This is a genomic window from Ochrobactrum sp. MYb379 (assembly GCF_037479515.1).
Classification (GTDB): Bacteria; Pseudomonadota; Alphaproteobacteria; order Rhizobiales; family Rhizobiaceae; genus Brucella.
This window is the reverse complement of sequence record NZ_JBBGYW010000020.1, coordinates 15,718-37,731: the sequence shown is the minus strand read 5'-3', so window position 1 is coordinate 37,731 and position 22,014 is coordinate 15,718. Positions and strand designations below refer to the sequence as shown.

Here is a 22,014-nt window from a genome sequence, read left to right as displayed (position 1 = left end):
CTTCTAAGTTAGAGAGGCAACCATATCTCTCAGACGCGAACATGCTTGAATCAGTTCTGCATCGGAAGCTGCAATCGATAGCCGAATAAAACCCGGCGCACCAAACGCGATTCCCGGAACACTCGAAACGCCAAAAGCATCAAGCAAATAACTTGCAATGTCCGTATCATCGTTGAGCGTTACGCCCGACGGCGTTTGTCTTCCAATCAGCTGTTCCACACCGATAAATGCATAAAAAGCACCTGCTGGTTTGAGAAACTCAATCTCAGCTATTTGACCAATATAACCAGATACCCGGTCGGCACGGCGGTTGAAAGTGCGCGCTGCATCCGCAACAAAATCCTGATCGCCATCAAGTGCCGCTTTTGCCGCTGCCTGTGCAATACCACAGACGGATGTGACGCTTTGAGATTGCATTTTATTGATCGCAGCGATCAGCGCCCTGGGGCCTGCCGCATAGCCAACACGCCAACCAGTCATGGCATAGGCTTTGGAAACACCGTTGACGATCAGCGTGCGCTCACGCAATTGCGGACATACACCTCCAAACGAGACAAAAGGCACTGCGCTTAACAGGATATGTTCATAAATCTCGTCGGAAAGAATGAGAATTCTTTCGTGCTTTTCGAGTACAGCAGCCAGTTGCCTATATTCATCGGCACTATAAACAGCACCTGTCGGATTGGACGGTGAGTTGAGCATCAGCCAGCGCGTGCGCGGGGTGATCGCGGCTTCCAGTTGCGCTGATGTAAGTTTAAAGCCAGTTTCCACTCCGCAGTTGGCGAAAACAGGTTTGCCACCGTGGAGTGAAACAATATCGGCATAAGAAACCCAGCATGGCGTCGGAATAATAACCTCATCGTCCTCCTCAAGGGTCGCAAGAAATGCGTCAAATAGGATCTGCTTCGCACCATTGGCGACTGTCAGTTCGTCGAGGCTAAAATCAAGCTGATTATCTCGCTTAAACTTGGCAATAATCGCGTTACGAAGCGCTTCAGTTCCCGCAGCGGCCCCATAACGAACGCCCCCTGCTTTCACCGCAGCACATGCAGCATCGACAACATGGGCTGGTGGTTCGAAATCCGGCTCTCCCAAAGATAAATCGATAATATCACGGCCTTCGGCGCGAAGCTTTTTGGCGGCCATCGAAACTGCCATGCTGGGTGAAGCTTTTACACCTGCCGATCGGCGGTTTTCATAATTCATTTTGAACGCTCTTTTCCAAACATTGAGACAAAAGAAGCCGCCCATGCGGCGGCTTCTGAACGTCTTGCAATTACCGGCTTATGACATAGTCAAATTCGAGATCACGTTGCGCGGCCTCTTCAGACCGCTTCTCGACGGGGCCATAACCGCCGCCGCCGGGTAGCTCCAGGATAAGACGGCGACCAGCGGGTACGTGCTGTCTGCCCTTGGCATTAAGAACCGTGCCATCATCAAGAACGACTGCGCCGGCAGCACCATTCTCACCACCCTCACGACCACGCGGCGGATGCTTGATGCGATCGAACATGGCGTTGAAGTAAATTTCATGCCCTTTGGTCGGCGCAATCTCAACAACCTGCCCAAGACCACCACGATATTGACCTGCGCCACCAGATCCGTCGCGCAATTCCTTGCGCCAGAATATAACCGGGCCGACATGTTCGGTGGCTTCAATCGACATCGAATGAACGCCACTTGGAAAGGCGGTGGCACTTAAGCCGTCGAGTTGCGGACGCGCACCCGTTCCACCACTATTAAACAATAGCACTTCGGCACGATGTCCGCCGTCTTTTGGTGCATCTTCCCCGGTCAATGGCCGCGCACTGACATGAAGGTTCCACAGAGCACCGGATCCTTCCGCCGGAATTTTGCCCGGTAACATCTTATGAACCGCACCAAGTACCGCATCCGGCACGAGATGACCAAGAACGTGGCGGACTGATACAGGCGCTGGACGCTGCGCATTAAGAATGCAGTCTTTCGGCGCGGTCACCTTGAATGGCAACAACGAGGCATGATTGTTCGGAATCTCCGGCGCAAGGGAGCATTTCAGACCATAGCAAGCATAGGCTGCTGAATAGATCAGCGGACAGTTAATCCCCTTAGGGCTTGGCGCGGATGTACCAGAGAAGTCGGCCAGGATATGATCCGAATACACATCAAGGCGCACAACGATATCGATAGGATCAAGATAACCGTCGACCCTCATGACATTGGAATATGTTCCATGCGGCAAGGCAGCAAGCCGTTCCAGCGTCGCATCATAGCTGCGCTTGAAAATGAATTCGGCCAGACCTTCAAGGTCGTCAAGATGAAATTCATCCATCATGTCCATCAAGCGGCGATGACCGATTTCGTTACATGCAGCAAGCGAATAGACGTCACCAACAACCTGATGGCTTTCGCGCACGTTGTTACGCAGAATATTGACGAGGTCTTTGTTGACCACACCGCGTTCCGCAAATTTCATGATCGGCACAAAAATGCCTTCCTCATAAACTTCATTTGCGTCGGGTCCAAAGCCACGGCCACCGACATCAACAACGTGTGCCGTACAGGCAAAAAAGCCGGTCAGCTCGCCTTTGCGAAAGCTTGGCGACACAACGGTAAAGTCGTGGAGATGTCCTGTGCCCTTCCAAGGGTCATTGGTAATGTAAACATCACCCTCAAAAATATTGTCACGGCCAATGTCATTGATGAAATGGCCGACTGCTTCCGCCATTGCATTGACGTGTCCGGGTGTGCCGGTGACGGCCTGAGCGATCATCAAACCAGCGCGGTTGAAAACACCCGCCGAAAGATCGCCGGATTCACGCACACTCGTACTGAAAGCGGTGCGGATGAGCGTGACTGCCTGTTCTTCAACAACAGAAATAAGTCGGTTCCACATGATCTGCATATGGACGTCTGAAATAGGTTTCTTTGTCATGATAACATTCCTCAAGCAGCTTTTGCGCGCAATAACAGGCATCCATCGGCCTGCATGATCACTTCGCGGCTAGCAGTCACGATGGTTGATGTTTCGCGTTCTGTGATGACAGCAGGTCCGGCGACCCAATCACCCGGTTTCATATCGGCACGTTCAACGACAGAGGCATCCAGAAAACGCTCTTCGAGAACATCGAATATCTGCCGCTGACCAGACACGAATGCCTGGGACTGTTTGTTTACAGGCTTTGCAGGCGATGGAGCGGCCGCATCTGCACTTGCACGTAACGACCAGCTCACGATTTCAACGTCCAGATCATCAATCACACGACCGAAGAAACGTTCATAGCATTCATCGAAAAGACCGCGGAAAAGGCCAGCATCTGCGTCCTGATAGTCTCGAACTTCGATAGTTACCGGCACTTCCCAGCCTTGGCCCGCATAGCGCATATAGGCCGTGCATTCGAGCGATGGGTTCGCATCAGGCGCGCCCGAACGGACAAAGGACGTTGCTTCTTCAACGAGTTCGCGAATGACCGTATTGATCGCGGTGCCATCAAAACGGCTCAGGCGACTATAGGCACTGCGGACAGATTCAAAACCAAAAGGAGCGCGCAGAAAGCCGATTGCCGAGCCGACGCCTGCACCGGGCGGAATGAGAAGATCATTAACACCGAGCTTTTCGCAAAGACGTGCCGCATGGACAGGCGCTGCTCCACCAAAGGCAATCATTGTGAATTCCGATAATTCCTTGCCGTTTTCCACCGCATGCATGCGCGCTGCGTTGCTCATGTTCTCGTCGACGACTTCACTCAAACCATAAGCAGAGGTTGCAACATCTGAACCGAGTTTACTTCCAATATCAGCTTCCATCGCCTTTTCAGACGCATTGCGTGACAGCTTCATAGCACCACCAGCGAAGCTTTCGGGATCAAGGCGACCGAGAATAACATCGGCATCCGTAACGGTTGGATGAATACCACCGCGATTATAGCATGCAGGGCCCGGTTCTGATCCAGCACTATGCGGACCAACGCGGATCTGACGCATGGAATCCACCGTTGCAATCGAGCCGCCACCGGCGCCGATCTCGACCATTTCGATAACCGGAATAGAAATCGGCATGCCGCTACCCTTCTTGAAGCGATACGTACGCGCCACTTCAAAGGTCTTCGACGTCTTGGGAACTTGTTGTTCAATCAGACAGATTTTAGCCGTTGTCCCACCCATATCGTAGGAAACGACCTGATCAAGCTTGTGATTGGCCGCAATATAGGCCGCGAAGATCGCGCCTCCTGCGGGCCCCGATTCAAGCAGACGAACCGGAAATTCAATCGCACTTTCAATGCTGATGATACCACCACCCGAATGGATCATGAAGACAGGTGAAACCAACCCCTCTTCGCGCAAACGGCCTACAAGACGATTGAGATAAGAAGCCATCAGCGGTTTTACATAGGCGTTCGCACAAACCGTATTGAAGCGCTGGAACTCGCGCATCTGTGGCGACACTTCCGATGAGATCGACACCGAAAGATCAGGTTTTTTAGCCAACAACCGATCACGGAAGCGGCGTTCATGTTCGCCATTGAGGTATGAATGAATAAGGCCGACAGCGACACTTTCATAGCCTTCCGCAATAATACGGTCGCAGAGCGTGTCGACTTCCTTCTCATCAAGCGGCTTGAGAATTTCTCCCGTTGCTCCAATACGCTCATCGATGACCAATCGGTCATTGCGCGGAACAAGTGGTGCTGGCAGGACAATATCCAGATCATATTGCTCGAAGCGACTTTCAGTGCGCATTTCGATAACGTCACGGAAGCCCCTTGTCGTCACCAGTGCAGTCCTGGCACCGCGCCGCTCAATCAACGCATTCGTAGCAAGTGTTGTGCCGTGAATAACGGTATCGATCTGCTCAAGCTTAACTCCAGCTTTTTCAGCCACTTCAACAATGGCTTTGATGATCGCGTTTTCCGGAAATGCGTAATCCGTCAGCACCTTGGTCGAATGAAGAGTCTCACCAACTTCCATCGCCACATCAGTAAAGGTTCCGCCAATATCGACACCAACCCTGATCAGTTTGCCATCTATCGTCATGTTCTGCTTAACTCCCAGAAAGAGATCAATACGGTATGTGCGGGCGCAGCTGGAAAGCTGTAGAGCGGCACGTGTTTATCGGTTCCCGCAAATATCCTTTGCGGGTTCAATTTTGTTGCATATGAGTGTTTTGGTGGTTGGTGTGCAGTTAACGCCGCACACCCTCTATTTTAAATCACGGGATAACTATTGCTTGCCCGTAAAATCCACGCCTTCAAGCTCGGTTGGTAGTTTCGGGCGATCAACACCAATCCACTTTTTATAAAGCGCATCCAATGATCCGTCGGCATTATGCCGTGTTACGAAATCATTGAGATAGTCGAGCATTTCCTGGTCGCCCTTACGAACAGCCATCGATTGAATGTTATCTGCAGCCTTATATTTGCGATCATAGTTACCGCCATTCCCCGTGCTGTCGATCACCAAACCATAAGTCAGACTTCCGAGAATAGCGTCTACCTGTCCGGACAAAAGGGCTTGCACGGTTGTTGCATCATCATCAAAACCTTTGGTTTTCGTTCCCGCTGGCGCAACCCTTCTAAGGATCGGCTCAAATGCGCTGCCTCGGTTAACGCCTATCGTATAATTTGCAAGGTCTTCATTGCCCTTAATGTCGAGGTCTTTTTTGCCCCAAACAGTGATGTCGTTTGCGGAGTAAGGCAGCGCAAACTGAATGACCTTGGCGCGTTCCGGTGTGACCGTCATAGACGGCACAAGAAAATCCACCATACCATTTGTCAGCAGTGGAATACGGTTTTGGCCGGTAACGCGTTCGAACTTGACCTCCACACCAAGCTCCTTGGCAATCAGATTGGCGACTTCAATGTCGTAGCCACCATTCTTGCCATTCTCGTCAATAAAGCCCCATGGAAACTGGTCCATCTGAACCCCAACAACGGCAACGCCCCTGGCTTTGATTTCGTCAGGTGATGCAGCGAGTGCAGCACCCGAAGCCCAAAGAGATGCAACAACACCTGCTGCCAGACTAAATGCGATCTTCGAAAACATGTTCTTACCTCTGGTTTATTTATTCTTGATTTAACGCGAAGCGTTGAGGCGCTTCTCGATCCGGGCGCTGTAGTAAGTGAGCGGAACACAAATGACGAAATACATGAGACCCACCGTTCCAAAGACCTTCATCGGCTCGAAAGTGATATTTGCCATGAGCTGTCCTGATCGCGTGAGCTCTGTCAGCCCAAGCAAAGCTGCCAGCGCGGTTCCCTTGATCAGATTGACCAGAAATCCGATGGTGGCAGGCAGACCTATGCGAAATGCCTGTGGCAGCACGACATCCTTCATACGATCAAAATATCCAACGCCGAGCGCACGTGCAGCCTCATCCTGACCGGTCGGAACAGCTTCAATACTTCCACGCCAGATTTCACCTAGAAACGCACTGGCATGCAGCGAAAGTCCGACGATCATGGCCACCCAAACATCGACACGAAGGCCCAACAGCGGCAAGCCAAAATAGACAAAGAAAAGTTGAATGAGCAGCGGTGTACCCTGGAAAATCTGGATATAGGTCGCCATCGTATAACGCAGCCATTTCATCCGGCTGGTACGCCCAAGCGCAACCATTAAGCCCGCAAGCCCTCCGAAAGTAAAAGCGAGGATTGACAACAAGACCGTCCAGCGTGCGCCTTCAAGGATGAAAAAGAATTCTCCTGAACCAAAACTACGGATCATCGCTAAGCCTCACTTCGTCGGATAGGAAAAGTAGGTTCTGCCGATGAATTGCAGAACGATGGAGAAGAACTGCGATAGTGCAAGATAGATAACGCCCAGTATGAAATAGACCTCAAAACTTCGGAACGTTTCTGAATCGATCATCTGTCCCACATAGGTCAGTTCTTCCGCAGAGATGGATGCCACCAGGCTTGAATTGAGCATCATCAGGATGAACTGGCTGCACAAAGCGGGGTAGACTGCGCGAATGGCCGGACGGAAGATAATGAAGCGGTAAATATCGAATGTATGAAGTCCCAATGCCTTACCAGCTTCAACCTGCCCAACCTTGATTGATTCAACACCACCGCGAACAATTTCAGCAGCATAGGCCGCGCAATTCAGCGTCATCGCCAAAATTGCCGCCTGTTCAGCAGTCAGTGTGATACCCATGGAAGGCATGCCAAAAAAGATAAAGAACAACTGCACGAGAAAAGGGGTATTCCGGATCAGTTCGATATAGCCAAACGCGATAAGCGAAATTGGCTTAATTGCGCTCATGCGCATAAGCATGAAAACGATACCGAGCAGCAGGCCCAAAACCATTGACGTTGACGATATTTTCAGTGTCAGGATTGCGCCATTAACGAGCGCCGGCCATGCTGCTAAGACTGGTCCAAAGTCAAATATATAGTGCATTCGCTATCTCCCACTTATTGCCTCTGTTCCCCTTATTGTCAGTGGTTGAGAATCTGCCCGAGAAACGCTTTGGCGCGCTCATGTTTGGGATAGCTGAAAAATTCGTTCGGTGGAGCGCTTTCGATAATCTCGCCGCGGTCCATGAAAATGACGCGATGGGCAACTGCGCGCGCAAACCCCATTTCATGGGTCACGCAGATCATCGTGATGCCATCATCCGCGAGAGATACCATAGTATCAAGCACCTCTTTGACCATCTCGGGATCAAGCGCCGAGGTCGGTTCGTCAAAAAGCATGATCTTGGGGTCCATGCAAAGTGCACGTGCAATGGCAACGCGCTGCTGCTGCCCACCGGATAGCTGAGCTGGATATTTGTTGGCCTGATCCGCAATATGAACGCGGTTGAGAAAATGCATTGCCTTTTCTTTAGCCGACGGCGTCGACGACTTGTGCACGCGGCGCGGAGCGAGCATGCAATTTTCCAGCACGGTCATGTGGGGAAACAAATTAAACTGCTGAAAGACCATCCCAACATCGCGGCGAATATGATCGACATTCGCTCCTTTGTTGCCCAAACGGGTTCCATTCACATCAATTATACCATCTTGTATTTCTTCGAGAAAATTAATGCAGCGTATCAGCGTGGATTTTCCAGAACCGGAAGGACCACACAACACAATATGCTCGCCGCGATTAACCTCCAGATTGATGTCTCTAAGTACATGAAGCTGGCCATACCATTTGTTGACCGCACTCATCTTGATGGCTTTGTCAGTCATCGAACTCTCGCTTCGTTATATCAGCACAATGGAAACAGCGCTTTAAGGCCGAACCTCAAAAATCGCATCGACTTCAACGGCGAACCCGCGTGGCAACGACCCTGCACCCAAAGCAGTTCGCGCGTGGCGACCTTTCTCGCCCAGAATTTCGACGAGAAGATCAGACGCCCCATCGATTACAGCTGGATGATCTTTAAAGTCTGGCACTGCATTGACAAAACCGCGCACCTGCAGACACGCAGAAATGCGGTCCAGATCGCCTTCAAGCGCAGTGGACACACGAGCTAGAATATTAAGCGCACAGATGCGGGCTGCCTGATAAGCCTGTTTCACATCCATCGTACTGCCCACCAAGCCAAGATAGCAATCAATACCGTCAACGCGCGGAACCTGCCCCGAGATATAAAGCGTATCACCGCTAAGCCTGAACGGAACATATGTGCCGCTTGGTGCCGTGATCTCTGGAAGAGTAATACCGAGTTCTTTCAGTCTGGATGAAACCGATCCCATCATGTTTCCCCTTATTGTTTTCCGCATCTCTTATTTTCATCATCTGTTATGCGACGAAAAGATTGTGATATTATCACTTGCGGTTTTGTTATGACATCAAATTCGCGGAAATATTACTTCTTGTCAAGATGGTTTATTAGATGTCGTACAGCGTTGGCGAAATATTCACTAACTGCATTTTATTGTTTTAAAATAACAACTTATCAATTTTCCATTCCGTATAATTGATTCCGATCTAATAAATTTTTTAATGAAATCTCTTTCTGAAATGCACATCTTGCATTTGATTTTCTTAGATTCAGCAATCTGTATCCATGGTAATTTTAACCAAAAGAGAAATAAATTTGATAAGAGATAATATCACTGCATGAATGATACTATCTTGCATATTCCATGAAGGCATCGTAACAAAGCTGAGAGATGAGGAAATGAATTGAGCGGGATAGATTTTCATTGAAAACACTGACATCGCGAACGATTGACAATCTCAAGGCGCTGATTACCGATGGGACACTCCAAAATGGAGACAAGCTCCCCACCTTGGCAGAGCTCGGCCACACACTTGGCGTCAGCCGAACGGTTATTCGCGAAGCGATTGCAGCCTTACGCTCAGACGGATTGCTGGAAGCCAAACACGGGGTGGGTATCTTTGTTCGCGATCAGGACAAAGCCAATGCCGCACCCGGCGAAGCTTCCACCATTCTGGAGCCGCTCGGTCTTTTATCCCTACCCTTTATGGACTTGCTTGAATTGCGAATGGCATTTGAGGTTCATGCTGCGGGGTTAGCCGCTCAGCGCAGATCATGGGCGCAGGAAGCTAAAATGTGGGAGGCTCTTAAACAGTTTGAGAACTCGCAGGATGACGAAGCGGCATTAGATGAACTCGATTTTGCTTTCCATCGATGCATAGCGGAAGCTACAAACAACCTCGCTTTCATCGAATTTTTCAGCGTGATGAGCGTGAAAATGCTACCGCAGCCAGCATTCTCACGCAATCTCAACCCCGCTCTGATCACGCCGGAATATATTCAAAACACGGTTATAGAGCATCACGCTATTTGCGAAGCGATCAGCTCAGGCGACACTGAAAAAGCCCGCAATGCGATGCAGGCCCACCTCAGCCGCAGCCATCAGCGCTATAGAGGCTTTTCGGGGAGTGTTGGTTCACCATTGAGCAATATTACCGAAGCTTAGTTATCAAACTTGCCCGCAATTTAGCTTTCATGGCGGAAATTGCACATCTACCCGGAACTGCATTCGGTAATATTGCAATTAAAGAATTTGCACTTTCGCTGACGGATTAATTTTCAATATCCGCTTAGGGTAATCATGCATCATTGCTCCGTCGCTTTACGTGCAGCCTCAGCCAAACGCGGCACAAATTTGGGAAAACTATAGGGAATGGAGAGAACGCTTAATGCCGATGTCGACCAAACCGCGACAGGATCATCGAGTGCCACATAGGAGCCGCGCTTCACGGCACTTAGTGCTGCAAACAACGGCTGTGCTTGCGCTGCAGCACGCGCACCCTCCCCGTACCACATGATCAAAACATCAGCGTCTATGCAGCGCATCTCAACCCTTAGAACCCCGTGCGTCTTTAGGAGCATGAACCCGGAATCTAAGTTTTATCTTTTGCATAGATTCTCAATTTCACGCCGATAAGTTAGAACTTATAGGAAATTCCGCCTGCGATCGTGCGCGCTTTGCCATACGAACAGGCGTATGCATGCTTGGTGCAGGTTTTAGCGCCGCCGCCTTATTAATTTGGGGAGGAACGCTTAAAATACCGCTTAAGCCTGTCACCACCTATCGAACTGACAGTCCATCTGCAGCTCTGAGCAAAGAGGCACAACCGCTAATAGATCTGTGAGCTTGAGATCCAGTCAAGAATCGGCGGCTCTCTTAATCGTCTTCCGTGACACTTGACTGGAGTTCAGCAAATTTCGTAGCCATCGTTGGATTGCCACGCGTCAATCGCTTGACTGTCAAATCCTCAGCCTTGTCATTTGCAAGCCGCAAGTTGTTTGCTGACTTGTGAAGTGCTTCTTTCGTCTTTTCCAAATCTTTGATAGCTTCATCAATACGCTTGATTGCTTCTTCAAAACCGTCTGAGGCCAGACGCCAGTTTCTCCCGAAAGCTGATTTGAAATCGTCAAGCTGGCTTTCAAAATTGGTGATGTCGACGTGTTGTGCTTTTACCAAAGCCAGTTCAGTCTTGTACTTCAATGAGTTCATTGCCGCGTTTCGTAAAAGCGTAATGATTGGAATGAAGAATTGTGGCCGCACCACATACATCTTTGGGTAACGATGAGATACGTCTACAATGCCGGTATTGTAGAGTTCGCTCTCCGGTTCCAGCAGTGAGACCAATACTGCAAATTCACAGCCCTTAGCGCTGCGATCCTTGTCCAGTTCTTTGAAAAAGTCCTCGTTCTTTTTCTTTGTAGCAGTCTGATCATTTTCATTTTTCATCTCGAACATGATCGAAACGATTTCAGACGCGCCATCATCTATATCGCGGAAGATGAAGTCCCCCTTGCTACCGTTGCGCGCGTCATTGTCTTTCTCAAAATATGCACGGGGGAAGGCCGTCGCTCGAATTCGGTCGAACTCGGTGGCACAGTGTTGTTCGAGCGTTTCTCCGATCATCTTTGTCGACAGCTTTGCTTTCATATCTCTCAAGCGTTCAATAGCGTCATCGCGATCCCGGAGTTGTGTTTCGTACTTGTCCTTGAGAGCCGTTTCAGCCAGCTTCTTTTCGAGCTCTACCCGGGAAAGACCGTTCTTCAGCTCCTCGCGTTCTCTTTCAATCGCGCTGACCGCTTGTGTAACAGCGAGTTGCTGCGAAAGTTCTCCCGCATCAAGTCTCGCCTTTAAGCTCTGGATTTCAGCGTCCTTAATTGAACCAGCTTTTTGCAACTCTGAAATGAGCTTTGCCTCGGCGAGTTTCGACATCGCTTCCTGATCACGTCTGGCATTATCAAGATCGTTCACCAGCTTATCACGCTGCTTTTCAACGTCGCTCAAAGCCTCAGCAACCGCTAGTTTGCGCGCAACTTCGCCTGCCTCAAGTTTCGCGCGCAATTCCTGGATTTCAGAATCCTTCGCAGAAGTCGTTTTCTGTAGTTCACTAGCAACCTTAGCCTGTGCCAGTTCCACTGCGTTGCGCTTGTCCTGCTCGGCCAGATCCAAACGCTCATGCAGTTGCTTCTCGAAATCTCCGTCTCTAACCTGCTTTAAAATGTCAGCATAACCAGCCTCGTCGATCTTGAAGGCCTTGTTGCAGTGAGGACAAATGATTTCATGCATGATTATTTTTGTTAGCCTTGATTTGCACTGAAGGGAGAGCAAGCGATGGAAGCGATTAGTCGGTCATCATGTGAAATATTCCGATCCAAGCGGTCAAGGCCAATTTCCAATCGCATACTCAATCCGCTAAAGTCCAAATAGCCGTGCTACTCGCCAATTGAGCAATACCTTAATACCTGAACAGGTGTGCAATGAAACGCGGCCGGTCAGACGAAGTCCCCTTGTTGTTTTCGCACCATATGCAGGCCTTCAATACCGCAAAGCGTAAAATCGGCCGCGGCTTCGGACTTAAAGTCGAAGATAGAGCATGTGCAACGCTTGATTCCGCACTGATCACGCTGAGTGCGATTATTAAGATACTTGCTGGAGCGCCCGCAATGATGGCGCTAATCTGTCTGAGCCGGTTCCATTTGCGTATAACGAGAAGCTTCATTGTAGCGTTCAAGCAGTTTCGGACTGAAATACATAACTCAGCGATACATGTGAATATCAAAGAGCTCCGATTTTATCTTGGAAACCGTTGGGCCTCCTCAAGAATATTCAAATCCATGTGGTTGCGCATGTAGCGCTCCGAAGCCTTTTGAAGCGGCTGATAGTCCCAAGGGTAGTAAGCGCCATTGCGAAGCGCAGTGTAAACCACATGCCGGCGCGCTTGACTGGCCCGAACCTGCTGATCATAAAGTTCTAAATTCCAGCGCTTCTCTGCCTGTGTCTTAAGACGTTTAAAGACGTCCTGATATTCAAACGCATCGGCGAGGTTCGACAGTTCGTCCGGGTCTTCTGCAAGATTAAACAGTTGCGGTGGATCAGCCTCGCACAGATTAAGTTTCCACTGCCCCTCTCTTACCGCGACCATGGGCGCGATAGTGCCCTCCGCAGCATATTCCATTGGCACCACGCCGCGCGATTTAGCGCCTGATGCGACATCGACCAATGACGCCCCATCGGTCCAAGGCATGATATCGCTGAGATTTATTCCAGCGAAGTCAGCAAGCGTCGGCAATACATCAAGCGTTGATACAGCTTCTTCAATCCGTCCCGGCTTAAGCTGCGGCGACGCGATCATCAAAGGCACACGCGCAGAGCCATCAAAGAAGTTCATCTTAAACCACAGCCCGCGCTCACCGAGCATATCTCCGTGATCTGACGTAAAAACAATAATTGTATTTTCAGCCATCCCGCATCGATCAATCACATCAAGAATGCTGCCAATTTTATCATCGACATAGGAAATATTAGCAAAATAGGCCTGACGCGCGGCCCTGATCTGCTCCCGGGTCAGATCATAATCTTCCGCTTTGCAAGCCCGTAGCAAACGTTCGCTGTGCGGATCAATTTCACTTGCAGGCAATGGTCCAATTTTTGGATCAAGCTCGGGAATATCTGCATAAAGATCAAAGAACTTTTTTCTCGCCACGTAGGGATCATGTGGATGCGTAAAGCTCACAGTGAGGCACCATGGGCGGTCATCATGGCCGCGAGCCAGATTATAGAGCTTGGTCTCAGCCTGATAAGCGACCTCGTCGTCATATTCGAGTTGGTTTGTTATCTCAGCTGTTCCAGCCCCCGTGATCGATCCAAGATTATGATACCACCAGTCAATCCGCTCACCCGGCTTGCGATAATCCGGTGTCCATCCAAAATCCGCAGGATAAATATCTGTCGTCAAGCGTTGCTCAAAGCCATGCAATTGATCAGGGCCAACAAAGTGCATTTTGCCTGACAAAGCTGTTTGGTATCCAGCATTCCGCAAATGATGCGCATAGGTCGGTATTTCTGACGAAAACTCAGCCGCATTGTCATAAACGCCGGTGCGCGATGGCAATTGCCCCGACATAAACGAGGCACGTGCCGGCGCGCACAACGGGCTTGCCGTATAGCAATTCGCAAAACGTGCAGATCTTTCGGCCAGCTTTCTTAAATGTGGGGCATGAAGAAACTCGGCCGGTCCGTCAGGAAAGAATGTGCCATTTAGCTGATCGACCATCAATATCAGTATGTTCGGCTTTGTCATGGGAAGAACCATCAATGGAGATAAAGTACAAACGTCAAACGACGGGCGCAATCAACGCCCGCCGAAACCAAGACTGTCGTGCGACTTATAATCCGAGCTTTGCCTTCACTGCGGCAGCGCCCGGTTCGCCCTTGAGCGTGGTTACACCATCAAGCCATTTATCTATCTGAGCCGGATTGGATTTGAGCCATGCAGTTGCCGCAGCAGTGCCTTCAGTTCCCTCGTTAAGGATCTTGTCCATCAGCTCATTTTCGAGATCAACCGTGAACGTCAATTGCTTGAAGAATTTAGCAGCGTTTGCACAATCGTTCGCCCAACCCGTGCGTGAAAGCGTGTAGACTTCAGCGCCACCGTAATTCGCACCAAAATAATCGTCACCACCCGCCAAATATTCGATGTTGAGTTTGGTGTTCATCGGGTGTGGCGCCCATGCGAGAAACACAACCCATTGCTTATCGCGGTTCTTGCGGTCCACTTGAGCAAGCATTGCCTGCTCGCTTGATTCCACAAGGTTCCAGCCCTCCAGCTTGAACTTTTTATCTTCAATAATTTTCTGAATGTTTTGGTTCGCGGGCGCACCGGGTTCGATGCCATAGATCTCTTTGCTAAACTTATCAGCATTCGCTGCAAGATCAGCGAAATCTTTCACACCCTCTTTAGCCACGTAGTCAGGAACAGCCAATGTGAACTTTGCGCCTTCAAGGTTCTTTACCAAAACCTCAGCAGCATTTGCTTTATCGAGATCATCCCGGAATTTCTGCTGCGCGGGCATCCAGTTGCCAAGAAAAACATCCAGATTACCGGTTTTGAGTGCCTCATATCCGATAGGAACTGACATTGTCTTCACGTCAGGCTTATAGCCAAGACCGTCAAGAAGCACGCTGGCGATTGAATTCGTTGATGTAATATCCGTCCAACCCGGATCAGACAGACGAATTGTTTCACACGCCGCAGCATCAGCCGCAGAGGCTCCATTCGACAAACCTGCAAAGCTCGCAAGTGCAATTGCTGTCATTGTAAGGTAGCGCATATCTGTCCCCTATCTGTATTTAGCGAAATGATTTTCAATCAAAATTCGTTATGTCTTGCATTCCTTGTTTAAGAAAAACATCTTTAGGGATAAGGGAAAAGACACTGATTTTTTATCACAGTCATAAAGGTTATTTATGGTTTCTCCATCCTGGGATATGGGCAGTCTCGGCGTTTTTGAAGCTGTTGGACGATTAGAAAATCTAACTCTCGCAGCGCGTGAGTTAGGCATGACACAACCTGCTGTCAGTTATCAAATAAAACGCATGGAAGATCGATTGGGCGTATCGCTGTTCGCACGACGAGCCCGAGGCGTCGAAATTCTCCCGGAGGGACGCATACTTTATGATGCTGTGCGTCGCGGCCTTGACGGTATTGAAGATGCGATTCAACAAATTAAACGCAGACAGCGGACTCCCGGCCTGCGCATTGCAACAGATTACGGCTTCGCTGCGTTTTGGTTGATGCCGCGTGTAGCGAAATTCCGCCCCAGACATCCTGATGTTGACGTTCGTATCACCGCATCTTCTATGATCAAGCCGCTGGATTATCGCGAAGCCGATGTTGCAATCTTGTTTGGAGCAAAGGACGACGTCCCAAAAGACTCTATTGCATTCATCGGAGAAGCTGTTGTCCCTGTCTGCTCTCCTGCATTTTTAGAGGAACATGGCCCTTTCCCGAATGCGGCGGGTATCAAATCATCGGCACTTTTGCACCTGGATACATTGCAAGGCGATCGCTGGTACACGTGGCCAACATGGCTTGAGGCTATCAACGAAGAGATTGATGAGGGAAATTACGGGTTGATTTTCAACACTTATAACCTCGTTTTGGAAGCAGCTATGGCCGATCAGGGGATCGCGCTTGGCTGGGTGGGACTTATCGATAATGCAATAGCGCGCGGGAAGTTGGTCCACGCCTGCGATGTGACACTGACAAGCGCAAAAGGCTATTGGCTGGTTTTTAGTCCAGACATTTCAAACGATGCCCGCGCCTTATGCATGCAGCTACTCGACATCACAGCGTAATGTTTGGATGAAACAATGGAGTATGAACCTCTTGCCCCTATTACTGGATCGAGTGCTGACTGCAAGTCAAGAAACTGCCCCGCGCAGAATATTGCTTTCCGTTTTCCAGAGTGCCAGTCGAGATTGTTGGTTCCGATTCCAAACAATCAACGCAAGGTGCCAAATGGGTTGGAAAGAGATGAACAGCAACAAATGTGCCTGGAGGTGACATTGCCGAAAGCAAGTTGTAATTGAGGCAGGCTCTCCAAAACACTCGCTAACTCATTTTTTTGTATGATCGCATTCAAAAGCAAGACTATTATGGGCTTGACGGCCAATTCAGCTCAGCAAGGGTAGAGCGAACTGTTATGATGCCTAGGAGAGAATCTGCGTCACAGATCGGGTAGCTGAAATCATCATCGGTACAAACTGGCGCGTGATGGTATTTTCATCATATCGTAGATTAGACGCAGCAAGCACCACGGCAGCGGTCGTGTGACCATCTGGCAAATGGATTGGTGCGGCCAAGGCAATATCGTTGGCATAAACCTGCTCTACAGCAATAGCAAACCCCCGCTGGCGGGTCTCATAAATACGCTGCCATATCTGCTCAGGCTCGAAGATCGTTTTGGGCGTGTAAGCACGCAAGTCACTTCGCGCCAGAATATCGTTAATTTGGTCGTCTTGTAATCCGGCTAGGAAAACCAGCCCTGCCGCAGAACAATAAGCCGGAAGCTTACTGCCAACGATCACATCGTTGTCGAGCGTATTGGTGGACAAATAGCGAGCAAGATAAATAATATCGGTGTCATCACGCAATGTAAGGGAGATTGTCTCTCCAGTGCTGCGATTGAGATGCATCAAATAAGGATGAGCGCGCTGCACAAGCTGACTGGAACGCGTATAGCGGTAACCCATATTCAACGACTTGGCTGAAAGCTCATATGTCTTCGCATTCGGTACTTTTTGAAGATAGCCAAGATACAGTAACGTATGCGCAAAGCGCTGCGCAGCAGAACGGTCGATCCCTGCGCGCTGAGCAAGCTGTGTCAGGGTTTGACGAGAATGAAGCGCATCAAAGGTTTCGAGTACGCGAAACGCCTTTTCCACGGCCCGAACCAACATTGGATCGTCGTGTTCTTCGTCGTGATACGCCATTTCAAGCCATCCCTCCGCCTTGTATCAAGGCATCCCCGATATCATGCATCTAAGCAATAATGCTCACTTGATATGAATTAATTACAGAATTTTCTATTGTTCTATAGGTATATATCTGAGGCGGAGTGCTCGCTTAATTGCAAAAGGTGCCGTAACCGGCACCTTTCTTGTTGAATATCCGAAATCAGAAACGAACGCCTTCAGATAGCGCGGATGTATCCATTCCCGCATCCTTGAAGCCTTCAATCAGCAATGGAACGATTGCCTGACTTGCACGGTTTTCTTCTGCCCACTTCTGGAGAAATGCCTGAACGCGACCATCTTCATCGATCCGCGTTGCAGCCGAAACAGGAATGCCATGTGGTGGCGTCGGAACCGTATAGCTGGAGAACACAGCTGGAGCTGTCGAGAATGTTTTGACGCAAATCGGCAGCTCCTGGATCATGTAATCTGCACGTCCGGACTGAACAGCCATGATGGCTTCGCTCATTTCCTTCAAGCTCATGATCTTCGCTTTTGGCATGCTTTCTTTAATAAAGTTGGTCTGCGCTGTTCCTGTCACCATAGCAAAGGTGACGTCTGGGTTGTTATATTCTTCCCATGTCGCCATTGGTTGCTTTGCTTTCGAACCGATTACGCAATCGGACATCTGCCAAACAGGACCAGCCATAGCCAGCGCCTTTTTGCGCTCTTCCGTAGCGGTCATGCCGGGGAAAATATCCAAACGGCCAGATTGCAGGTCAAGAACAATGCTCTGCCACGTGACTTCACGCCACTTCAGCTTCAGGTCTTTACCCATAGCCTTGCCAAGATCGGCAGCCATCTGACGGCAAACGCGCGGACCATAGCCAGCATATTCGAGTTCACCACCAACATGAAAAGACGTCGGTGGGTAATTACGAACGCCGCCGCAAACAACTTCGCCGGTGCGTTCGATCTTGTCCCATACAGATTCTGCCATAGCCGGCGCGCTGGCAACAGCTGCCGAACAGGCCAATAAGGCAGCTACGATCATCCTCATCATGTCGATATTCCCTTCGTTTGCTCTTCTATAGAGAGCTTCAATTCAACCAACAGCAGCATGTATTTTTCTATCAGAACAAGACAAGCGAAAAGTTTATTTTTCGTTCTTTATGCCTGTTAAAACCGTAGTTATACGAGTATTTATCAAATTAAGATCGCATAACAATCAACAATAATCGCTGTACGATTAAATATGCATTTTTATCTTGAAAATGCTTTTCACTGAATCCGAATCGCGTTAGCGCTTAAGAAAAAGGCCGCCTGATCGGGAATGAACACGGTCGCAAAATGGGAGTGCATGCAGATGTACCAATTTGACTGGTCCGTTATTCTCGACGGACAATTGTGGCTTAACGCTATCGGTGTGACCGTTGCTTATGCAGTCGTAACATCTCTCGCTGGCCTACTCATCGGCGTCATCCTTGGTCTTGCTCTGGTGTCGCGCATACCCGTGCTTAAATGGCTGATAAACGCCTATATCCATCTGTTTCGCTGCACACCGCTTCTTGTTCAGATTGTATGGTTCTTTTATGCTCTGCCGATGCTGACAGGCTACACCTTGCCAGATTGGTTCGCCGCTGGCTTGGGTCTCACGCTCTATATGGGCGCGTTTGCAGCCGAGATTTTCCGTGCAGGCGTTATCTCCATAGAACGCGGCCAATGGGAAGCATCAACTGTGCTCGGCTTCTCCTACTTCACGAAAATGCGCCATATCATTCTACCACAAGCAACACGCAGAATGATCCCACCTATCGTGAGCCAGACAATTCTCCAGCTTAAAAATACGTCTCTTCTATCCGTCGTTGCCGTGCCAGACATTATGTACGCGGCAGGAAGTCTGACGATGGACACTTACAGGCCGCTGGAAGTCTACACATTCGCGGCACTGCTTTATCTCGTCATTTTGACACCCGTAACTTTGATCGCCAATCGCTTTGAAATCAAACACTAGGGGTGCGTCATGATTAATGTAAAAAATCTGCGAAAAACATTTGGCACTCATGAAGTTCTCAAGGGTATTGATCTCACTGTAAATCGCGGTGATGTAGCCGTTCTGATTGGCCCATCCGGTTGCGGAAAATCAACTTTGCTCCGCTGCCTTGATTTGCTTGAGCAGCCAACTGAAGGCCATATTGAAATCGCAGGTAAAAGCCTCGAATTTTCGCCGAAGAGTAAATTCTCCGAACGCGTGCAAGCTGACTTTCGCGCAAAAACAGGCATGGTCTTCCAAGGTTTTCATCTGTTTCCACATATGACCGTCTTGCAAAACGTTATGTCGGGGCCGCTGCTCAACAAGCTCAAAACCAAGCAGCAATCCAAAGAACTGGCGATGTCGCTGCTTAAGCGCGTCGGACTGGCTGATAAGATTGATCTTTACCCTCAGCAAATCTCAGGCGGTCAAGCGCAGCGTGTTGCAATTGCACGCGCACTGGCCCTGGAGCCGGAAGTCATGCTGTTTGATGAGCCGACATCCGCCCTTGATCCTGAGCTTGTCGGAGAAGTCCTCGATGTGATGCAGGGACTGGCAGCCGATGGAACGACCATGATTGTGGTTACCCATGAAATGAGCTTCGCGCGCAATGTGGCATCAAAAGTTATCTTCCTGGAAGGTGGGCATGTCGTCGAAACTGGCGCACCGGAAGACGTCTTGCGCAACCCGCAAACTGATCGGCTGAAATCCTTCCTGTCCAAGGTCGAACATTAATTACATCCAATCAAAATGGGATATTTGATCATGAAACATTCTGACTTGCAGGGTATGTATCCTGCAATTCCAACACCGCTGACTGATGATGGAAAACTCGATGTCGCGAAACTGGAAACCCTGATCGAATTCAACCTGGCTGGCGGAGCAAAAGGACTTGCACCGATCGGCGGCACAGGCGAATTTACAGCCTTGTCATCGGAAACACGCCTTGCTGTCGTTCGGGAAACCGTTCGTATCGTCAATGGCCGGGTTCCGGTTGTTGCTGGTGTTGTATCTCCCGGTTGGGCAGAAGCTGTCGAGCATGGAAAGGCATTTAAGGAAGCGGGTGCAGACGCTCTTCTTCTCGTAACGCCCTTCTACGTCATTCCAAGCCAACAGGGTGTCATTGACTATTTCCACGCCTATCGTCAGACAGTCGATCTGCCTATCGTTTACTACGATGTCCCTTCCCGCACGAGCTTTGTGACGGCTGTTGAAACACTCAAAACATTGGGTGAAGACGGAACGATCATCGGTGCCAAAATCTGCAATACCGATGCCTATTACTTCAATCGCTTGTCGGCGGCGATTGGCGACAAAATCGCTCTGCTGTCCGGCGATGATATGATTTATGCCGTGCATATCATGTATGGCGCGACAGGCGGCATACTTGCCAGCGCGCCGATGTTGCCAGCATTTTGGACACGTATTCACGACACGCTTATCAGTGGCAATTATGCTGAGGGTATTGCGCTGCATCGTCAGCTGCTCCCGACTTTTGCAGCACTTTTCAACGAAGTGAACCCCGGTCCGCTCAAGTCCATGATGGCTGATCTCGGCAGGCCTGTCGGTCCAGTTTCATTGCCGCTTAGAGCGCCGAATGAGATGACCCTCAGTCTCATTTCCGAGGCTATTGAAGGTCTGAAAGCGCAAGGGATCGCATAAGCAATGGCAGGCGGGGCGGAGTTTCTGGATTTTGCAGAGGCGAGAGAAAAGGCAAGGTCTTTTCTGCCCCGCGCTCTATTTGACTATATTGATCGGGGCACGGAAGCGGAAGACGCGATTGCAGCACTTCATCGTGGTTTTAAAGCAAAACGCATCGTTCCCCATGTGCTGCGCCCCGTCGCATCACCTGATCTATCAACGCGCTATCTTGGTCACGATCATAGTTGCCCCTTCGTAATTGCTCCTACCGCGTTGGCTGGTATGGTTCGACACAATGGCGAGGTCGTTATGGCGCGGGCAGCACAAGCGGCAAATCTGCCTTTTGTGGTCGCTACCCAATCCTCAACAAGCATAGAGCAAATCGCGGGCGGCGCACCGGGAAGCGAACTCTGGTTCCAGCTTTATGTCTGGAATGATCGCAACGAGACATGGAAATTACTGGAACGCGCCAAATCATGCGGTGTCGAAACACTCGTATTGACGGTGGATACACCCGCATCACCCAAGAAAATCCATAACCGGCGCAATGGCTTTGGCGTTCCGTTGCAACCATCTGCAACTCTGGCGCTCGACCTGATGACGCGCCCACGCTGGACGCTTGGCGTTATGGGACGTTATGCGCTTGGCAATGGATTTCCTTCCTACGCGCACTACCCCGGCGAAGTCGCGAAAGCCGTTACGCAATCCATTCGTGATCCGCGCTTCGCTCTCGATATGGTTCTGGACCTTGAATTCCTCAAAGAGCTTCGCCGCCGATGGCCACATAAGCTCGTCATCAAAGGTGTTATGGCCATCAGCGATACACTCACCATGTTTGAAGCAGGTTGCGATGGAGTGGTCATCTCGGCGCATGGTGGCCGCAATATGGACAGCGCAACGCTTCCTTTGGAAGTTCTTCCGAGAATACGCGACGCTGTCGGTCCCGATAAGACGCTTTTTGCAGACAGCGGCGTCAGGCGTGGTTCGGATGCAGCCAAGTTACTTGCGGCCGGTGCTAACGGTGTCTTCTTAGGGCGCGCTCCACTCTATGGGCTGGCTGCTGACGGGGGCGATGGCGTCGTTCGCATAGTCGACCAACTCCGCAATGAGCTTCGATCATTTCTCGCTTTCGCAGGCGCCCCCACCATTCGAGATCTTCGACAATCTGAGTGGATTGTTTAGCAGCCCACA

Annotated in this window: 20 protein-coding genes; 6 read left to right on the top strand and 14 right to left on the bottom strand. The window is 50.0% G+C overall.

What is annotated here, in order from left to right; all coding sequences use genetic code 11:
• Positions 1-3 precede the first annotated feature (3 nt).
• From WH356_RS21925 to WH356_RS21890, 8 genes are all read right to left on the bottom strand, one after another.
• Positions 4-1,206: a pyridoxal phosphate-dependent aminotransferase gene (locus tag WH356_RS21925; protein WP_339514672.1), complete on the bottom strand. Its 1,203-nt coding sequence runs from the start codon at positions 1,204-1,206 to the stop codon at positions 4-6.
• A 70-nt stretch (positions 1,207-1,276) separates the two neighbouring features.
• The gene (locus WH356_RS21920) at positions 1,277-2,914 is read right to left on the bottom strand and encodes a hydantoinase B/oxoprolinase family protein (protein WP_339514670.1); all 1,638 of its coding nucleotides are present in this window, start codon (positions 2,912-2,914) and stop codon (positions 1,277-1,279) included.
• Between the two features lie 11 nt (positions 2,915-2,925).
• On the bottom strand, positions 2,926-5,013 hold the full coding sequence (locus WH356_RS21915) for a hydantoinase/oxoprolinase family protein (protein ID WP_339514668.1): 2,088 nt from the start codon (positions 5,011-5,013) through the stop codon (positions 2,926-2,928).
• A gap of 186 nt (positions 5,014-5,199) precedes the next feature.
• Positions 5,200-6,021 (bottom strand): transporter substrate-binding domain-containing protein, encoded by an 822-nt coding sequence (locus WH356_RS21910; protein ID WP_339514666.1) that lies wholly within the window; start codon positions 6,019-6,021, stop codon positions 5,200-5,202.
• Between the two features lie 30 nt (positions 6,022-6,051).
• Positions 6,052-6,702, bottom strand: coding sequence for an amino acid ABC transporter permease (locus WH356_RS21905; protein WP_250043421.1), 651 nt, complete (start codon positions 6,700-6,702; stop codon positions 6,052-6,054).
• A gap of 9 nt (positions 6,703-6,711) precedes the next feature.
• Complete coding sequence (locus WH356_RS21900) at positions 6,712-7,380, bottom strand: amino acid ABC transporter permease (protein WP_339514664.1); 669 nt, start codon at positions 7,378-7,380, stop codon at positions 6,712-6,714.
• A gap of 38 nt (positions 7,381-7,418) precedes the next feature.
• Positions 7,419-8,159: an amino acid ABC transporter ATP-binding protein gene (locus WH356_RS21895; RefSeq protein WP_339514662.1), complete on the bottom strand. Its 741-nt coding sequence runs from the start codon at positions 8,157-8,159 to the stop codon at positions 7,419-7,421.
• A gap of 42 nt (positions 8,160-8,201) precedes the next feature.
• Complete coding sequence (locus WH356_RS21890) at positions 8,202-8,669, bottom strand: RidA family protein (RefSeq protein ID WP_339514741.1); 468 nt, start codon at positions 8,667-8,669, stop codon at positions 8,202-8,204.
• Between the two features lie 453 nt (positions 8,670-9,122).
• Between WH356_RS21890 and WH356_RS21885 the strand changes: the two genes are divergently transcribed.
• The gene (locus WH356_RS21885; RefSeq protein WP_339514660.1) at positions 9,123-9,863 is read left to right on the top strand and encodes a FadR/GntR family transcriptional regulator; all 741 of its coding nucleotides are present in this window, start codon (positions 9,123-9,125) and stop codon (positions 9,861-9,863) included.
• A gap of 140 nt (positions 9,864-10,003) precedes the next feature.
• Here WH356_RS21885 and WH356_RS21880 read toward each other — a convergent pair whose 3' ends face one another.
• From WH356_RS21880 to choX, 4 genes are all read right to left on the bottom strand, one after another.
• The gene (locus tag WH356_RS21880; protein ID WP_339514658.1) at positions 10,004-10,243 is read right to left on the bottom strand and encodes a hypothetical protein; all 240 of its coding nucleotides are present in this window, start codon (positions 10,241-10,243) and stop codon (positions 10,004-10,006) included.
• A gap of 331 nt (positions 10,244-10,574) precedes the next feature.
• Positions 10,575-11,981 (bottom strand): DUF2130 domain-containing protein, encoded by a 1,407-nt coding sequence (locus tag WH356_RS21875; RefSeq protein ID WP_339514656.1) that lies wholly within the window; start codon positions 11,979-11,981, stop codon positions 10,575-10,577.
• 505 nt (positions 11,982-12,486) lie between these two features.
• Positions 12,487-13,995, bottom strand: a complete 1,509-nt coding sequence (gene betC / locus WH356_RS21870; RefSeq protein ID WP_339514654.1) for a choline-sulfatase — start codon at positions 13,993-13,995, stop codon at positions 12,487-12,489.
• Positions 13,996-14,080: 85 nt separating this feature from the next.
• Positions 14,081-15,025: a choline ABC transporter substrate-binding protein gene (gene choX / locus WH356_RS21865; protein WP_445253716.1), complete on the bottom strand. Its 945-nt coding sequence runs from the start codon at positions 15,023-15,025 to the stop codon at positions 14,081-14,083.
• Positions 15,026-15,161: 136 nt separating this feature from the next.
• Here choX and WH356_RS21860 point away from each other — a divergent pair, with 136 nt between their 5' ends.
• Positions 15,162-16,052, top strand: a complete 891-nt coding sequence (locus tag WH356_RS21860; protein WP_339514652.1) for a LysR substrate-binding domain-containing protein — start codon at positions 15,162-15,164, stop codon at positions 16,050-16,052.
• A 354-nt stretch (positions 16,053-16,406) separates the two neighbouring features.
• Here the strand turns inward: WH356_RS21860 and WH356_RS21855 are convergent, their stop codons facing one another.
• Together WH356_RS21855 and WH356_RS21850 are read right to left on the bottom strand one after the other, a co-directional pair.
• Positions 16,407-17,189: an IclR family transcriptional regulator gene (locus tag WH356_RS21855; RefSeq protein ID WP_339514650.1), complete on the bottom strand. Its 783-nt coding sequence runs from the start codon at positions 17,187-17,189 to the stop codon at positions 16,407-16,409.
• A gap of 184 nt (positions 17,190-17,373) precedes the next feature.
• Complete coding sequence (locus WH356_RS21850; protein WP_339514648.1) at positions 17,374-18,213, bottom strand: transporter substrate-binding domain-containing protein; 840 nt, start codon at positions 18,211-18,213, stop codon at positions 17,374-17,376.
• 303 nt (positions 18,214-18,516) lie between these two features.
• On the opposite strand from WH356_RS21850, the gene WH356_RS21845 reads away from it, so the two are divergent.
• From WH356_RS21845 to WH356_RS21830, 4 genes are read left to right on the top strand one after another with little or no spacing between them, the layout of a single operon-like run.
• Positions 18,517-19,164, top strand: coding sequence for an amino acid ABC transporter permease (locus WH356_RS21845; protein WP_094510072.1), 648 nt, complete (start codon positions 18,517-18,519; stop codon positions 19,162-19,164).
• A gap of 9 nt (positions 19,165-19,173) precedes the next feature.
• A complete protein-coding gene (locus WH356_RS21840) occupies positions 19,174-19,917 on the top strand; it encodes an amino acid ABC transporter ATP-binding protein (RefSeq protein ID WP_339514645.1) in 744 nt (247 codons plus the stop codon).
• Between the two features lie 30 nt (positions 19,918-19,947).
• The gene (locus WH356_RS21835) at positions 19,948-20,844 is read left to right on the top strand and encodes a dihydrodipicolinate synthase family protein (protein ID WP_339514643.1); all 897 of its coding nucleotides are present in this window, start codon (positions 19,948-19,950) and stop codon (positions 20,842-20,844) included.
• A 3-nt stretch (positions 20,845-20,847) separates the two neighbouring features.
• Complete coding sequence (locus WH356_RS21830; RefSeq protein WP_339514641.1) at positions 20,848-22,005, top strand: alpha-hydroxy acid oxidase; 1,158 nt, start codon at positions 20,848-20,850, stop codon at positions 22,003-22,005.
• Positions 22,006-22,014 lie beyond the last annotated feature (9 nt).

Excerpts from the sequence above, each read along its gene's own strand:
- WH356_RS21925 (WP_339514672.1), bottom strand. The coding sequence starts at position 1,206 with ATGAATTATGAAAACCGCCGATCGGCAGGTGTAAAAGCTTCACCCAGC.
- WH356_RS21920 (WP_339514670.1), bottom strand. The coding sequence starts at position 2,914 with ATGACAAAGAAACCTATTTCAGACGTCCATATGCAGATCATGTGGAAC.
- WH356_RS21915 (WP_339514668.1), bottom strand. The coding sequence starts at position 5,013 with ATGACGATAGATGGCAAACTGATCAGGGTTGGTGTCGATATTGGCGGA.
- WH356_RS21910 (WP_339514666.1), bottom strand. The coding sequence starts at position 6,021 with ATGTTTTCGAAGATCGCATTTAGTCTGGCAGCAGGTGTTGTTGCATCT.
- WH356_RS21905 (WP_250043421.1), bottom strand. The coding sequence starts at position 6,702 with ATGATCCGTAGTTTTGGTTCAGGAGAATTCTTTTTCATCCTTGAAGGC.
- WH356_RS21900 (WP_339514664.1), bottom strand. The coding sequence starts at position 7,380 with ATGCACTATATATTTGACTTTGGACCAGTCTTAGCAGCATGGCCGGCG.
- WH356_RS21895 (WP_339514662.1), bottom strand. The coding sequence starts at position 8,159 with ATGACTGACAAAGCCATCAAGATGAGTGCGGTCAACAAATGGTATGGC.
- WH356_RS21890 (WP_339514741.1), bottom strand. The coding sequence starts at position 8,669 with ATGGGATCGGTTTCATCCAGACTGAAAGAACTCGGTATTACTCTTCCA.
- WH356_RS21880 (WP_339514658.1), bottom strand. The coding sequence starts at position 10,243 with ATGCGCTGCATAGACGCTGATGTTTTGATCATGTGGTACGGGGAGGGT.
- WH356_RS21875 (WP_339514656.1), bottom strand. The coding sequence starts at position 11,981 with ATGCATGAAATCATTTGTCCTCACTGCAACAAGGCCTTCAAGATCGAC.
- betC (WP_339514654.1), bottom strand. The coding sequence starts at position 13,995 with ATGACAAAGCCGAACATACTGATATTGATGGTCGATCAGCTAAATGGC.
- choX (WP_445253716.1), bottom strand. The coding sequence starts at position 15,025 with ATGCGCTACCTTACAATGACAGCAATTGCACTTGCGAGCTTTGCAGGT.
- WH356_RS21860 (WP_339514652.1), top strand. The coding sequence starts at position 15,162 with ATGGTTTCTCCATCCTGGGATATGGGCAGTCTCGGCGTTTTTGAAGCT.
- WH356_RS21855 (WP_339514650.1), bottom strand. The coding sequence starts at position 17,189 with ATGGCGTATCACGACGAAGAACACGACGATCCAATGTTGGTTCGGGCC.
- WH356_RS21850 (WP_339514648.1), bottom strand. The coding sequence starts at position 18,213 with ATGATGAGGATGATCGTAGCTGCCTTATTGGCCTGTTCGGCAGCTGTT.
- WH356_RS21845 (WP_094510072.1), top strand. The coding sequence starts at position 18,517 with ATGTACCAATTTGACTGGTCCGTTATTCTCGACGGACAATTGTGGCTT.
- WH356_RS21840 (WP_339514645.1), top strand. The coding sequence starts at position 19,174 with ATGATTAATGTAAAAAATCTGCGAAAAACATTTGGCACTCATGAAGTT.
- WH356_RS21835 (WP_339514643.1), top strand. The coding sequence starts at position 19,948 with ATGAAACATTCTGACTTGCAGGGTATGTATCCTGCAATTCCAACACCG.
- WH356_RS21830 (WP_339514641.1), top strand. The coding sequence starts at position 20,848 with ATGGCAGGCGGGGCGGAGTTTCTGGATTTTGCAGAGGCGAGAGAAAAG.